The organism is Flavobacterium sp. xlx-214 (assembly GCF_013874595.1).
In the GTDB taxonomy this organism is placed as follows: Bacteria; Bacteroidota; Bacteroidia; order Flavobacteriales; family Flavobacteriaceae; genus Flavobacterium.
The window spans coordinates 2,709,214-2,723,740 of sequence record NZ_CP059431.1 but is presented as its reverse complement, the minus strand read 5'-3'; the positions used below and the strand labels follow the sequence as shown (position 1 = coordinate 2,723,740).

At 29.9% G+C, this 14,527-nt stretch carries 12 protein-coding genes; 11 read left to right on the top strand and 1 reads right to left on the bottom strand.

The features are described 5' to 3' along the window. Positions 1-104: 104 nt before the first annotated feature. The 9 genes from H1R17_RS12785 (at position 105) to H1R17_RS12745 (ending at position 8,102) form a co-directional block, all read left to right on the top strand. Positions 105-866, top strand: a complete 762-nt coding sequence (locus H1R17_RS12785) for a hypothetical protein (protein ID WP_163430925.1) — start codon at positions 105-107, stop codon at positions 864-866. 139 nt (positions 867-1,005) lie between these two features. Next, positions 1,006-2,502, top strand: coding sequence for a primase-helicase family protein (locus tag H1R17_RS12780; RefSeq protein WP_163430926.1), 1,497 nt, complete (start codon positions 1,006-1,008; stop codon positions 2,500-2,502). Further along, the gene (locus tag H1R17_RS12775) at positions 2,495-3,130 is read left to right on the top strand and encodes an NUMOD1 domain-containing DNA-binding protein (RefSeq protein WP_163430927.1); all 636 of its coding nucleotides are present in this window, start codon (positions 2,495-2,497) and stop codon (positions 3,128-3,130) included. The genes H1R17_RS12780 and H1R17_RS12775 overlap by 8 nt, the downstream gene beginning before the upstream one ends. A gap of 120 nt (positions 3,131-3,250) precedes the next feature. After that, the gene (locus H1R17_RS12770; RefSeq protein ID WP_163430928.1) at positions 3,251-4,309 is read left to right on the top strand and encodes a hypothetical protein; all 1,059 of its coding nucleotides are present in this window, start codon (positions 3,251-3,253) and stop codon (positions 4,307-4,309) included. 83 nt (positions 4,310-4,392) lie between these two features. Then, positions 4,393-4,731: a hypothetical protein gene (locus tag H1R17_RS12765; RefSeq protein ID WP_163430929.1), complete on the top strand. Its 339-nt coding sequence runs from the start codon at positions 4,393-4,395 to the stop codon at positions 4,729-4,731. After that, entirely contained in the window at positions 4,731-5,639 is a 909-nt protein-coding gene (locus H1R17_RS12760; protein WP_163430930.1) for a hypothetical protein, read from the top strand. The genes H1R17_RS12765 and H1R17_RS12760 overlap by 1 nt, the downstream gene beginning before the upstream one ends. Then, positions 5,636-6,409, top strand: coding sequence for a hypothetical protein (locus tag H1R17_RS12755; RefSeq protein ID WP_163430931.1), 774 nt, complete (start codon positions 5,636-5,638; stop codon positions 6,407-6,409). Before H1R17_RS12760 ends, H1R17_RS12755 begins: the two co-directional genes overlap by 4 nt. A gap of 98 nt (positions 6,410-6,507) precedes the next feature. Next, positions 6,508-7,413, top strand: coding sequence for a hypothetical protein (locus H1R17_RS12750; RefSeq protein WP_163430932.1), 906 nt, complete (start codon positions 6,508-6,510; stop codon positions 7,411-7,413). Between the two features lie 47 nt (positions 7,414-7,460). Further along, on the top strand, positions 7,461-8,102 hold the full coding sequence (locus H1R17_RS12745; RefSeq protein ID WP_163430933.1) for a hypothetical protein: 642 nt from the start codon (positions 7,461-7,463) through the stop codon (positions 8,100-8,102). Between the two features lie 991 nt (positions 8,103-9,093). Here H1R17_RS12745 and H1R17_RS14285 read toward each other — a convergent pair. Next, positions 9,094-9,183: a transposase gene (locus H1R17_RS14285; protein ID WP_163430934.1), complete on the bottom strand. Its 90-nt coding sequence runs from the start codon at positions 9,181-9,183 to the stop codon at positions 9,094-9,096. Between the two features lie 415 nt (positions 9,184-9,598). Here H1R17_RS14285 and H1R17_RS12735 point away from each other — a divergent pair, with 415 nt between their 5' ends. Further along, entirely contained in the window at positions 9,599-11,788 is a 2,190-nt protein-coding gene (locus H1R17_RS12735) for a hypothetical protein (protein ID WP_163430935.1), read from the top strand. A gap of 57 nt (positions 11,789-11,845) precedes the next feature. Further along, positions 11,846-14,506 carry a hypothetical protein gene (locus H1R17_RS12730; protein ID WP_163430936.1) on the top strand — a complete coding sequence of 887 codons (2,661 nt, stop codon included), beginning with the start codon at positions 11,846-11,848 and terminating at the stop codon, positions 14,504-14,506. Positions 14,507-14,527: the final 21 nt, after the last annotated feature.

The following is a 14,527-nucleotide window of genomic DNA, read 5'->3' as shown; positions in this document are numbered from 1 at the left end:
TGGCAGTTACGTTTGAAGTTTGAAGGGATGATGGTTTTATTAAAGGAAGAAGGGAAACTTTACCGCTACCATAAAATAGTTATATTTGCTTATAACTAATTTTTATGAAACCCTTTTTTATTGATTACTTTACAAACGAACAATCATTTATTGAACTGCAAATAGACTTTCTAAAAGAAGATTTTCGTTATCAAATGAATCCTGAATACTTTCCTAAATTTGAAAAAATTCTTATAAAAGAAGAATTTTCAATAGAAGATCAAGTACCATTACCTCATAAAGAAGACCCCAACGGTTTTTCATATGATTTACAAAAAAGATTTTTCTACAAAGATTTTCTACCCTCAATTATAAAAAAATTAAGTTCAAATTTTTTAGAAGATTTTTATAATTACATAAGAGAAGATTTATTAGAAAGTCAAAAGGAAAGGCATAAATTTTTAAATGAACAAAAGAAATTTATAGCCAATATATTTGACAATATTAATCAATTCGATTTCATTGAATTTAGTTTGTTTACTGAATTGAAATCGCAGCTATTACAAATTGAAATTGCAGTTAGCTCACCAACGCTATATAATGATAAATATTTAAAAAATGATAAGCTTGCACTTCACAGTTGGAACGAAACAGATTTAGTAACATTTTTCCATTTTTTAAGGACTCACAAAGTAATAGATTTTATATCTGATGGAGAATTAGGTCGTTTTCTAGAACGTAACTTTTGTGTTGAAAATGATGATGGAGAAGTTTTGTCGTTAGATAGTTTAAATAAAAGATTAAATGACCTAAAAAATACAAATAAGCTAAATGACAGATCTGAAAAGAGATTAAGTGATTTATTTAAAAAAATTTCAAAATATTAACCATTGAATTTCCTCTATAAAACAGAGGAAATTTTTTTTGCCGTCACCAGAGCAATCTACAATGTTCACCTTTGTCATGTGATTAAATAAGGCCTTATCACAATCACAAAAATTTATTAATGATATAATTTTTGAAATCATGACAAACAGTCAACAAAAATTGCTTTTTGAAGCAATATTTAAAATAGAAGGTGATAAAGTAGAAGTACAACAAATGGGATTAATTCATTTATTGGAAGAAATGGGTTATGGTATTTGTAGAGATGAGCAAAGTCCTTACAACAATCATCTAATTTATAAACGTAATAATGTTATTGAAGTGTTTAATGAGAAGAATCTTGCATACAAGTTAGTTTCGTTAATGAAAGCCCATGAATTAGATAGAAAGCTGATTGAGAAGTTTTTGAGAGGTAGTATGGGCTATTTATCATCAAACAAGTTACAATTCCTTAAAACAATTGAACTTGATATATTAAGAGATACTCGTGATACGACCTACATTCCATTTATGAACAAGTTGATAAAAATTACACGTAATGGATATGAGATAATTAAATATAAAGATATTGAAGGTTCAATTTTATCAGACACCAGAATTAAAAAAACATTTGTAAAACCTCAAACAAGTGATGGTTGTAACTTCAAAGAATTCTGTAAAATGGTTACAGGGAATAATGAAGATAGATTTAATTCTTTAAAATCAATTTTAGGTTATCTTTTACATACTAATAAAGAAGCACAAGAAAATAAAATTGTACTACTTTATGATGCTGAAACAGGTACAAAAACAACTGCAAATGGTGGTACGGGTAAAACTTTATTGATTAATGGAGCAATTAAACAATTACGTAATGTAACCATTATTGATGGCAAAAGATACAATAACGATAGACCTAATGTTTTTTTATATCAAAATGTAAATCTAGCTACTAACACCGTGCTTTTTGATGACGTCAACGATAAGTTCAAACTAGAGGATATTTTTTCAGTCTCAACGGGAGATTTTGAAGTTGAGAAAAAAGGTAAACAGTCTTTTATTTTAGATTATAAATACGCACCAAAATTTGTGGTTTCATCTAATAGAGAGGTTAAAATGATAAAAGGCGATTCATCTGAACGTAGAAAGATTGAATTAGTTTTAGACAACGTATTTAGTGCAAGTTATTCTCCCAAAGATCATTTTAATGAAATTTTCTTTTCTGATGATTGGAATGATGAAGCTTTCAATAAATTCTTTCTTTTTATGATAGAATGTAATGCTTACTATCATCAACATGGTTTAATAGAGTGTATAAATCAAGATATTCTCAATTCTAGATTAAGAGGATTAATAGGTAGTAAAATGTATGATGCAATAGAAGCAATTGTGGAAAATAGCAACGGAATTTGGAATATAAAGAAAGAAGCTGTCGAAGTTTATAATGATCAGTTAGATTTACCTATATCTTCGATTGCATTTACAAAAGACCTTAAAAAATATTGTCAATATAAAGGTTACAAATATGAAGAAAAAAATGCAGGTAGTGTTCTTAGATTTAAAATTACTGACCCTAACAAACCAATATCTAATGATATCACCAATGATGAAGAAGATCTAATTGAACAAAGTTTAGAGGAAGGAGGTTCTAATGAATAAAGTTTATAGAATTTGGAACATCTTTACTAAGGAATCTTATATTGGTTCAACTACACAAGAGATTGAATCAAGATTAAAAGACCACCTTCAAAAAAGTGTAAAAAATGTTGACAATAAATTTCATAAAGCCATTGAGGACTTCTGTCCTCAGGCTTTTAAAGTTGAATTATTAGATGAGGTTGAAACCACAGATGAATTAGCACAAAAGGAAATCCATTATATTGAAGCCTATAATACAATCAAAAATGGTTACAATTCAGATAGAGGTGGTGGATTTAGAAAAACAATTTATCAGTTTGAATTAAACAATCCTGAGCCAATAGCAACCTATACCACGTTAGAAGAAGCAGGTGATTCGGTAAATGCTTCACAGAAAACAATAAGCAATGCTTGTTTAGGTAGTTTAAAGTCAGCAAAAGGATTTTTGTGGTCTTACACTCCAGAATACCCAAAGGTTGAAGATAAACGTTCTAAAATAGTATATCAATATAATTTAGATGGTGTATTATTAGCTACTTTTAATTCAGCAAGAGAAGCGTCTAAAAAGTTAGGTATTGGTTTATCATCAATTACACGCTGTTGCAGAGGTGAACGTAAACAAACATCAGGTTATAAGTTTAGTTATTAAATAGAGCTCCTTCGGGAGCTTTTTTTTATTTGAGAATACTTATATTCTATCACAATTTCTTATATTGGATTTATAAAGATGTTATTTGTATTTTTATATCAAATATTTTGCATTAAAACTATGCTAGAAAATAAAAATTACTTAAGAAAATTAATGTTAACAGTAACCGAACTTTTAGTCGGGCAAAAAGAAACTGAAATTGTAAATATTTTAAATGATTCCGAAATATCTTGTGAAGAAGTACATTATGATAATTGGAATGGAGGCACGACTTATTATTCCATTAACATTATTACTAATGTTGAACAATTTATTAAGATTCTACCAATACAAGATGTCATTGAAGATAAAATTAAGCAGAATTTAGAATTAATTTTAAGAACTCTAGAAAATGAAAAAATAAGTAGTATTTGTATTATTCCCCAATCAACCCAACAAATCCAATGGGATAAAATAATCAATCTCTATAGTAAGGATGAATTTGTTTCTGAAATAAATTATCTTAAAGATATTATGATAGCTGTGGCAACGGGATCGAAAATGATTCAAGACGTTAACAATGAATATCAAAAAAAGTATTTAAAATTTAATGAAGCAATGAGAAGTCTTGGTCTTGAGAATCCAAATCCATATTCTGAATTATGGCAGTGGTATGGAAAATGGAGTTCAGGAGAACTTCCTCAATACAAAGATAGAAGAACGTTTATAGGAAAGATGTTTGAAAAATTACTTAAGTTGACAATGGAAAGTCAACAATCAGAACTACTAAACATTTCAGTTAATCTAAATGGTTGGGACAGAATTGAGCGTTCTGTAAGGGAAATCAAATTTAGAATATCACAGGCTCAGGTAGAAGAACAATTTCAAGCTGTTGGTCTTTTATGTAGAGATACTATTATTTCATTAGCACAGGAAGTTTATAATCCTGAAAAACATAAAATCCTTGATAACATTGATGTAAGTAGAACAGATGCTAAGAGAATGCTTGATGCATATTTTTCAAGTGAAATTCCAGGGAAAACAAATGAAAATTTAAGAAGATATGCTCGTTCTTCAAACGATTTGGCAAATGACTTAACACATAGAAGGACAGCAACTGTCAAGGAAGCTTCAATTTGTGTTTCTGCCACAATTTCTTTAGTAAATCTTATAGGAATTCTGGAAAATAGACAAATGTAAAGTATACACTATCAAGTTAAAAATGACTGGATAAAGAATTAGTAATTAAGTAATAATTTAAAAACTCTTAAATATAGAATGATATGAAACCTTTAATTCTAGAATACACAGAAACTTCTAAAGACGAAAATTTTGATTTCTCAAAAATTGAATATGATTCAAGATTAAATCTAACAGTCGAAAAAGAAACAGGTTTTCCTGCAATAGAATACTTGAATATGTCAACTGAAACTCATACTAGAACATATAATGAAACTTCTGATAGTGATAGCGATATGAATATAATGATGGGAACATTAACAAAAACATCATATCAACTTGAAGGAACGGATGATGATAGAAGCTTTAATACTATCAAATCTATTATGGGAACAACAACTATGACATTAGTAACGCAAGAAGCATCAGACAGCGATAGATAATGATTTTAATTATAACTCATAAAGAAGATTATACAAGTGATTTTATTATAAACAAATTAAATCAGAAGAATATTGAATATAAGAGATTGAATTGTGAAGATATTATTCACAACATCTTTTCCGTTGATGAGAATTTAAATTTTAAAATTGATGGAGAAACAAATTTCAGTTCAGTATGGTTTAGAAGAACAAAGTTACCTGAACTTGAAAATCAAAACTTAAATCAAAAAATCTATTTGCTAAACGAATATGAGGCTTTACTAAAAAATCTATTTTGTACAATTCAAGCTAAATGGCTAAGTGACCCGTTTAGCATATATCACGCAGAAAATAAATTGATTCAATTAAAAATCGCTAAAGAAATAGGTTTTAAAATTCCTGATACATTAGTTACTAATTCCAAAGATGATTTAAAAGCTTTCTATATCAAAAATGCAAAGAATGTAATTATAAAGCCTCTTTCCCAATCTAAAATTAATAATAACAATGAAACTGAATTTATTTTTACTAATGTTTTGAAAGAAGAACATATTCAGAAAATTGAAGAATATGATCTAACACCATGTATTTTTCAAGAAAAAATTGATAAAAATATTGAGTTACGAGTAACAGTTGTGGGGGATAAAGTCTTCTCAGCTGGAGTTAACTCGCAAATTTCGGAATACACAAAAATAGATTGGAGAAAAGAGAAATTAGTATTCTTTAAGGAAAATATACCAGAAGAAGTTAAAGAAAAATGTATTTTGTTGGTTAGAAAGTTAAATTTAAAATTTGGAGCAATTGATCTAATAAAAGACAATAACGGCAATTATATCTTTTTAGAAATTAATCCAAACGGACAATGGGCTTGGATTGAAAATGAAACTGGGTTAAAAATATCAGATGCAATAATCAATGAATTAATATGATTACTAAATTTAAAAATTTTATGAGAAGCTTGGGTGTAATTACTATAAATGAACATATAGAGCCTTTCACCTATAATATAGCAGATTATGATTTAAAGAATGATTTAGATTCTGAAAAGATAGTAGAACATAAAAACTTTTTAAAATCTGTTTTGGAAGATGAAAACAATAGATTGGGGTTTATAGAAAATAAAACCTCTCAAATCATTTCTCAAACAAGTATTGTCTTTTCTCTAGTAGGCTTATTTGTTCCTATAATAATGGAAAGGTTTGAGGATTCAACAATTTATCTTAAAATTTCGATAATAATTCTATTGCTAATAACATTTACATTTTACCTATTATCAATAACTAATGCTCTCAAAAATTTTAATGTAAAAAAATTTCAATATCCGTATACAAATCCAGCAAATGTTTTAGATTTTAAAAAAAGATCTATTGTAGAATTTAATTCTGAACTTGTAAGAGATTATTTATATAGTATTAATAAAAGTATTAAAATAAACAATGAGAAAGCAACCAATTTACTTCATGCATATAAAGCATTTAAATATGGTAATTTTTCTACTGGAGTAATTGTAATGTTTGTATGCTCAATGTTGTTATTTACAAAAAAAGAAGAATCGTTTTTTAATATAAAAGAACCTATAGAAATTAAAAATTTAGATTCTTTGCTTAAAAATAGTAAGCCCATTATAATTATTCAAAAAAGTGATACAATAGAAAAAGTAAATAATAATATTGCTAGTACAAAAAATTCTAGAAAGTAGTTAATATGAATTGGTATATTAAATTAACACTTTCATATTTGTTATTAGGAGATTAACAATAAAGTTTCTAATATTGTAAATATGTTAAATAATTCCTTATGGCATATATAACAAAAGCTGTATATAACAAGCTTACTAATAGTAGGGGAACACAAAAAGTAGAAGTGCCACCAGATTTATACAATGAAATTATTTATCATTTTGGAGTTGATCGGGTTTTATCCTCGCATGAGTTTAATATGCTAGGAGAACATATTAAAATATTACAAGGACTTACTGCAACAAGTATTGAAACAAAATATTTACACCCAAAAAAAGATATGCTTTTATATGTATTTGAACACCCCGGAGCATACAAATATCATTTATTTGAAAATTGTAAATACCTAAATAATGATTTTAATAATTACAAAATACCAGACGAAGTTAGCGATAGGGGGATAGAATTAGTAAATGAATATAGGAATTGGTTTATAAAAAACGAATTTGATAAAGTTGAAGGGAGTGAAAGAGTTGCCAAAATAACCTTTAAATACAATACATCTTTCGCACCTCTACATAAATTGCCTCGATTAAGTGGAGATTATAAGCTTATAATTAACATAAAAAATAGTACCTATGAAATTTCTAAACAGTTTTATAGCTTAATGAATGTTCAAGATAAAATTAGAAAATTTGTAAAAGATTATAGAACAAATTTTAATAATAGAACAATTTTTAATTTAATGGAATTCAGTTATTATGAAAATGATCCAAAATATATTATTGAGCAAAAGGTTAGTGAACTTACAAGTGATGTTTTTATAAAAAACTATGGTTACGAAAAACTAATGAATGACTTTAGAAAAGCAAATCAAATCAAATATTTAATCATGAAGGAACTTAAATTATTTATAAACTTCCGTTGTGGTTTTGTATCTAATAATTTCTCAAAAGATGTTTTAGAAAGTTGTGGTTTGGTTTGTTGTAAAGCTTGTTTAGACAGGTTTGAAAATCCGATTTAAGGAATTTATCGTAATAAATAAACTTTCTAAAAGACAAAATATAGATTATGAATCAAATTGAATTTAAAGAAAATAAACTACTATCAAGAGCAAAGAAAAGTCCTTTATTAGGAAGAATGCTATTATATCTGATAACTATTTTATCAATTGTATCACCATTAAGTGGTTGTTCTTCATTGAGTAAAATTAATGGTGAAACAACTAATGTTGAAGTTAAATTGGGCAATATAGATGATTTTGTAAAATACGAAAAAAGTGTAAATTCCGAAGACATAACTAGAAATTATTTTGTAGATGTAAGTGAAGGAATATATCCATTTATAAAAAATCATAAATTTGAAATTCCAAAAGAATATAAATCGAATCCTCAACAAAATATTGTTTTAACAAAATGCTATTATTATAACAGTCAAGGTGAGGTTAAACTGATATATTATCAATGGAATGAAAAGAATAATTATGAGAAATCTAATGAAGTATTTGAAAAGATATTTTATGAAGTAAGAAGCAATATTACAAAGCAAATTGGTTCTCCTTCTGAAATTAATCTTGAAAGCAAAACGATTAATGATGATAGTACTTTTAGAGATGATATAAAATGGAATTCTTCACACAATGTTTATATGTTTAGATTTGGAGATAATGAAAATCGTCATAATGAAATAAATCTTGTTATCTATAAAGATTAAATATTTCGGATGGTAAATGTTGAATATATACGAGTAACAAATCTTGCAAAAAAAGTTGACAACCTTACTTTAAAATGATCTATATTTGTATGAAAGGCGTAATATTAGGATGCCTTCATATAATGATATTTCGTGAAACTAATAATATCAGTGGTAACCCTCCCTGGTTCGAGCCCAGGTGGGACCACAAGTTGAAAAGCCCCGATATACAATGTGTATTGGGGCTTTGTCGTTTAATAAAGTTATTTTTTTATACATTTGTTTAAGGCAAACGAGGTTTTTAAGGTAGTTTTGCAACTTTTTTGCAACCTTGAAAATGTAAAATATGACAATTGAAATAAAATTAGCGAAAGAAAATAAAGACCTTGTTTCAAGAAATCGCATAATTGCCAATTAATGATGTAACGACTGTGATCATCTAAAATCGTGTTAAAAAATAATACCAATCCTAGCAAATGATCTTGAAATAAGTAGAATCTGTGTGCTAGATTTGATGATCAAATTATGTTTTATCTTTAAATTCCTTGTTCATCTGTAATTTTAAAAGCCTATTCTCTTGATAATAATTCAAGATATTCTAAAGCTAATTCAACAACAAGATGTTTTTGAGTATTTGCAATACTGCTTCATTAGCGATTTGTTAACCGTTGTTTTGATTTTAAGCCATCAAATTCTTTTTCAAGATAACTTTCCATTTATAAAATGTATTGCAAGAAGTTCCGTTTTCTTTTAAGGTGTGCTTTACATTAATTCACTGTCTATAACTAGCTATATTATCTCGAGTTTTTCAGAAGTAGTTAATTTCATATATTGCTTGAATTGCTCTGATAACCTAACATATCTAAATTTTTTTTATAATATCGAAGCGTAAACTAAAGTCAGCAACCATCTCTTTTAATCAAGCATTTTCTTTCTCTAATTCTAATATTTCACCATAGGTAACTTAACAAGTTAAATAACCAGATATGCGTTTTTTAACTGTTTCAAGGAATTATTTACTCCACTTGTAAAATTGAGATTGATTAATATTGTGTTTTCTACATAACTTTGCTATAGAAATCTCAGCTCGTAGAGCTTCCATCACTATTAGATCTATTGTTCAGTATTAAAAATACGTTGTGTTTTATTAAGAATGTCTATTACAAAAGCTTTCTTTGGTATTTCTATAATTAAAATACCAACCTTTAAATGAAGTGACAGAAACAACAACAAAATTAAATATTCGTTATATTTTAAAGGAAATACATTAATTTATTGTATAATTTATTGGTTTTTTCATAATTCTTTGGAAAAGTAAGTTTCTTGAAAATTAAAATAATCAAAATAACTTTGGCTTAAATCAAAATAAGTTGTTAATTTTGTTCGCAATTACGCATTTATAGTTTTTAAAAATTATTGTAACAGGCGATTGATTGGTACTCTTTGTTTGAAGCAAAAATTAGACTAAGACTATAAGTGTTCTTTATACATTTTTTTAGTTCTAATTTTTTGTACTTATGAAAAAAATTACATTAGTAGCTGCCTTATTAGGTTCAGCTTATTTTGCCAATGCACAAGTAGGTATTGGCACAACAACACCTGTAACGTCATCTTATTTAGATGTAACTGCTAAAGACAAAGGGGTTTTAATTCCTCGTGTTTCTTTAACTTCTACTTTAATTTTTGATCCTATTAAAGGAACTGAAACCGAAAGTTTACTAGTTTACAATACAGCAACTGCTGGTAGTGGTGCAACTGCTGTAACTCCAGGGTTTTACTATTGGGTTGTAGAAAAAGGTACTGTTGCTGCACATTGGGAACGTATTGCAAATGCTACTGATTTAGCTAATGTTGTAAGTACAATTGATAGCAATGTTGATAAAATTAAAGATTTACTAGACACTGCTTTTCCTTCTAATAATTTAGGTGAAGAAAATGTTAATGGAGGTGTACAAGGCGATGGTGCAAATTCTGGTGGCGGAATGGTATATACACCTGCAATTACAGATGGTTTAGGTAATATTACAACTCCTTCAAAGATTGAGTATGTTTATTATGATGCTTCTGCAAACAACGGGCAAGGCGGTTATGTAAAACAAGATATCACAAATGATATTTTAGACTTAATCTCTGCTCAAGAATCAAAAACAATATTGGTAAAATCAACTGATGGTACCCAACAATACTATGTTTCAGAAGCATACTTAGTTGCAAATAACGGTGTATTACCAACTCAAGCAGTTGTTGATGCATGGGGAACAGCTCCTGCTACAGGTGTGTTTTTAATTGATGTTGTAGGTGGCGTTATCAACAATATCGAACAAATTTTTACTTCTACCCCAACAAATCCAATTACTATTGTTGAAGGTAGTGTTACGCACACCTTTAATACAGTTCAAGAATACATAGAATATATTTCTACGAATTCTAATTTAGCTCAAGGAACTGTTACTGCTGTTGTGGATGCTACTTCTGGTGATGTAACTTTTAGTATTGCAAACGGAGACGGAACTTCTACAGTTGTTCCTGCTGCTGCTTTTGATACTATTGTAAAAGCAAACGAAACAAATACTGTTTTTACTGCTGTACATGATGCTAAAGGAAATATCATCAGCTACAAATATTTCAGTGAAAGTGATATTCAAGCTCTAATTGCAGCAGGATCTATTACAAGTCCAGCAGATATTACACCAACAAATGCAGGAGGTTTAACAGGCGGTACAGCAATGAATATTCCTGCAGCAGTAGCTAACAACTTTGAAACCATTTTAAATCAATCTACAACATATAATGGAAATACAGTTACGGTTCAAGAAATTATTGAACAATTGGCGGGTAATACAGAAGGTGTAATGACATTTGTTCCGGGTACAGGCACAACAACAGCAGAGCAATTAGCTTCATCGTCTTTCACTTATGTTGATGCTTCTGGAAATACACAAACCATTACTTTTGATGCTTTAGTAAAGGCAAACGAAACAGTTACTACTTTAGAAAGAGAACAAACAGGAACTGCAGCAGCAGGCGATGTTAAAGTAACATACGATTATTTAAACGAAGCAAATGCAACATCTACTATTGATGTTCAAGCTGATTTAAAATCAATCATCGAAGGAAATTCTGAGATTAAAAATGCCATTAGCAACATCTTAAATGCAGGTGGTAACGTTTATTTTGGTAACCATGATAACAACACTACAACTGCAGATGTGTTGTACACAGAAACAATTGCGGCAGATGGTACAGTTACCAAAACACCAATTGATATTGCAAGTACTTTAATCAACAATACTACTTTAACAGGTGGTGCTGGCGATACAATTATTCAACAAAACATCAATAACCTAAAAAATAACTTAGGAGACACAATTAATGCAGGTGGCTCTACATCAGTATTTACAGGTGATACTTATGTTGATGGTGCTACAACATATTATATTTACAAAGGCGAATTTACCACTACAGTAACGGGAACAACGGCTAATACTTCAGGGGTAACGTTAGACAAAGATGCAGCGCAAATTTTATCTACAACTTTAAGATACGGAACGGGTATGACAGCATCTATAACCAATTTAACTTTAAGCGGTCAAGCGTTAGGTTTTAAAATTGGGGTAGGCAATATGTACAATGTTTTAAGTGAAAGCGATATTACTGCAAAGGTTATTATTGAGTTTGCTTCAACTGTTAAACCAGCCGGACTTTAATATATAAAAGTGTAAACCATCTTTTGGTTTACACTTCATTTTTAATAGATAAGCATCATGAAAAAAATATATATATCAGTAGCTTTATTAGCAGCTGCTTATGCGCAAGCGCAAGTAGGTTTTGGTACTTCAACTCCACATAAATCTGCCCAAATAGATATTGATTCTAACAATAAAGGTTTATTAATGCCACGTGTAGAATTAGTTTCTTTAACAAACGGTGTTACTCCAATCAACACTCCTGCTGATGGTTTGTTGGTATACAATACTAAAGTTGATACTACAGAGAAATTAGAAAAAGGTTTTTACGTGTGGGAAGGTACCACTTGGAAACGTTTTGCTACTCAAAATGAAGTAGAAGCGGTAAGTTATTGGAAAGCACAAGCTACAAATACTACAGGAGGAAGCGCAGGAAGAAACGCTTCAGGAGCCTCAACAGGCGGTGTACAACCTTTTAATACCAATACACCTGTTGATGTTGATATTTACCAAAAAGGTAGAGTTGGGATAGGTTATGAATCATCTTATAATATTGATTTTGAGGTTAACAAAACACAGAAGCAATTAGAAGTAGGTGGTGATTTTAGAACCTCTCATCATTATATTAATACAACTGATGCTACCCAAAACAGCTACTTTGGATTTGAAACAAATAGTATTGCTTTACCATCATCGTATGCAGTTCGTGGCAATATTTTATATAATGCAGAAACCAAAAATCTTGAAGATTACAGCTACTTTGATCGTGTTTATGACGGAAGTATGCTCCTTCAAAGTAAAGACGAGTTGATGTATTTGGCAAGAACGGGAGTTGAAACAAATGCAGCAGGTGCTAAAGCACATGAAATACAAAATTCAGCTACGGGTTCTAGTGAATTTATAAGTCATTATGGAACTACAGTTTCAAAACAAGTAGTTTCAGAATTTAATTTATCCGAATTCGTTGTTTTTGATAGAAAAAAATCTGATGTAAAATTTGGCTTAGATTTTAATAGAGGTAATTTTTTCATTGGTGATAATGACGGAACTGGCGGCTATTATTTCCCAAATAGAACAGGAACAAATAAACAGATTTTACAGTTAAATGCAGCTCAAAAATCTTTAGAGTGGAAAAACCCATTGGATATCCTTACTCCAGGTTCTGCCAACCAAGTTTTAGTAACAAACCCAACAGGAAATGGTGTTACTTGGGTTGATCAATCAACTATTGTACCTACAACAACTGTTTCAAATGCTTTATCGGGTAGTAGTTTAACAACAACTGTAAACGGAGTTGATGCAACGCCATTAGATTTAGGTCCAATGATTCAAGCAGCGCAAAACACTTCTTCAGTGGTTGAGGGCGTTACAACTTCTGTCTCATCTACTAAAACAGGCAATAATACAGCATATACTGTTGAGGTAAAGGATGAAGCTATTACTACAGAAAAATTAGCTGATAACGCGGTAACCTCTGATAAAATTGTTGATGGCACAATTGCAACTGCTGATTTAGCTAATGGAGCCGTAACTGCAGAAAAATTAAAAGCAGATGCTTCAGATGCAGGTAAAGTAGGTGTTGTACAATCAAACGGAACAGTTGTTTATCAAAACATTTCAGCTACAAATGTTACAGGAGTTGATTTAACAGCTGCAGATGGGGCTACAGCAACTATTGAAGTTGCTAGCGGAGGTACAGCTGCTGTTTTAATACCAACAAGTTTACGTGTAAAAGCCGAATCTATTACATCTGCTCAAATTAAAGATGGATCTATCACAGGAGCAGACATTGCTGATAAAACCATTACAGGTGATAAGTTAGATGCGGGTACTGGTAATGAAGGTAAAGTGCCTGTTGCAAATGCCGATGGAACGGTTACGTATCAAAACATTTCATCAGCAAATGTTGATGGAAAAAATTTAACAGCCGGCGATGGCTCTATTACTGTATCAAACGGTACAGGTGCAACATTAGTTGATGCAAATGTAAAAGTTACTACTGGCGGAATTTCGACTGATAAATTAGCAAACAATGCTATTACAACAGATAAGATTGCTGCAGGTGCTGTAGAGTCTTCTGATATAAAAGCGGGTGCTGTTACAAACGATAAATTAACAGCAGGTACAGGTACTGATGGCCGTGTAGGTATAGCAAATGCAGCTGGAAATGTAACCTATACCGATATAAATACGGTAGTACAAGGAGCTCAAAAATTAGAAACGGTTTCTGTGGGTAATGGAATTACACTTACACCTACTACAAACGGAAACACAACAGATTTCAATGTGAAATTAAAACCTGGATCAACAGGACAAGTGTTGACTACACAAACAGGTACTTCAGGTGTTGAAACACAATGGAAAAATTTAGAAGATTTAGGTATTTCATCTACTCCAAAATTCTTCTACATGCCATCGGTTGTGTTGCCAACTATTCTAACAGACAGCCGTATCACAGCAAGTGGAAATTATACAGTTGCTGCAGGGGTGTTTACTGTTAAATTATATGAATTATTTAAAGGTCAGTTTACATCACCAATTAAATCAAGTAGCGCAACTTCAACTTTAGATGAGTTTGTAAAAGTAGCTACAAGTTACGATTATTTTGTAACCTATGCGGATGAGGCTGTATTTACAGACATCACATTAGATGCAAATGGAGTGTTAACTTACAAAGTAAATCCAAACGCTATTATAAAAACAGGTTCTTTCATGAATATTGTATTAAAGGTTAAGTAATTAACAACGGTTAATCATTTA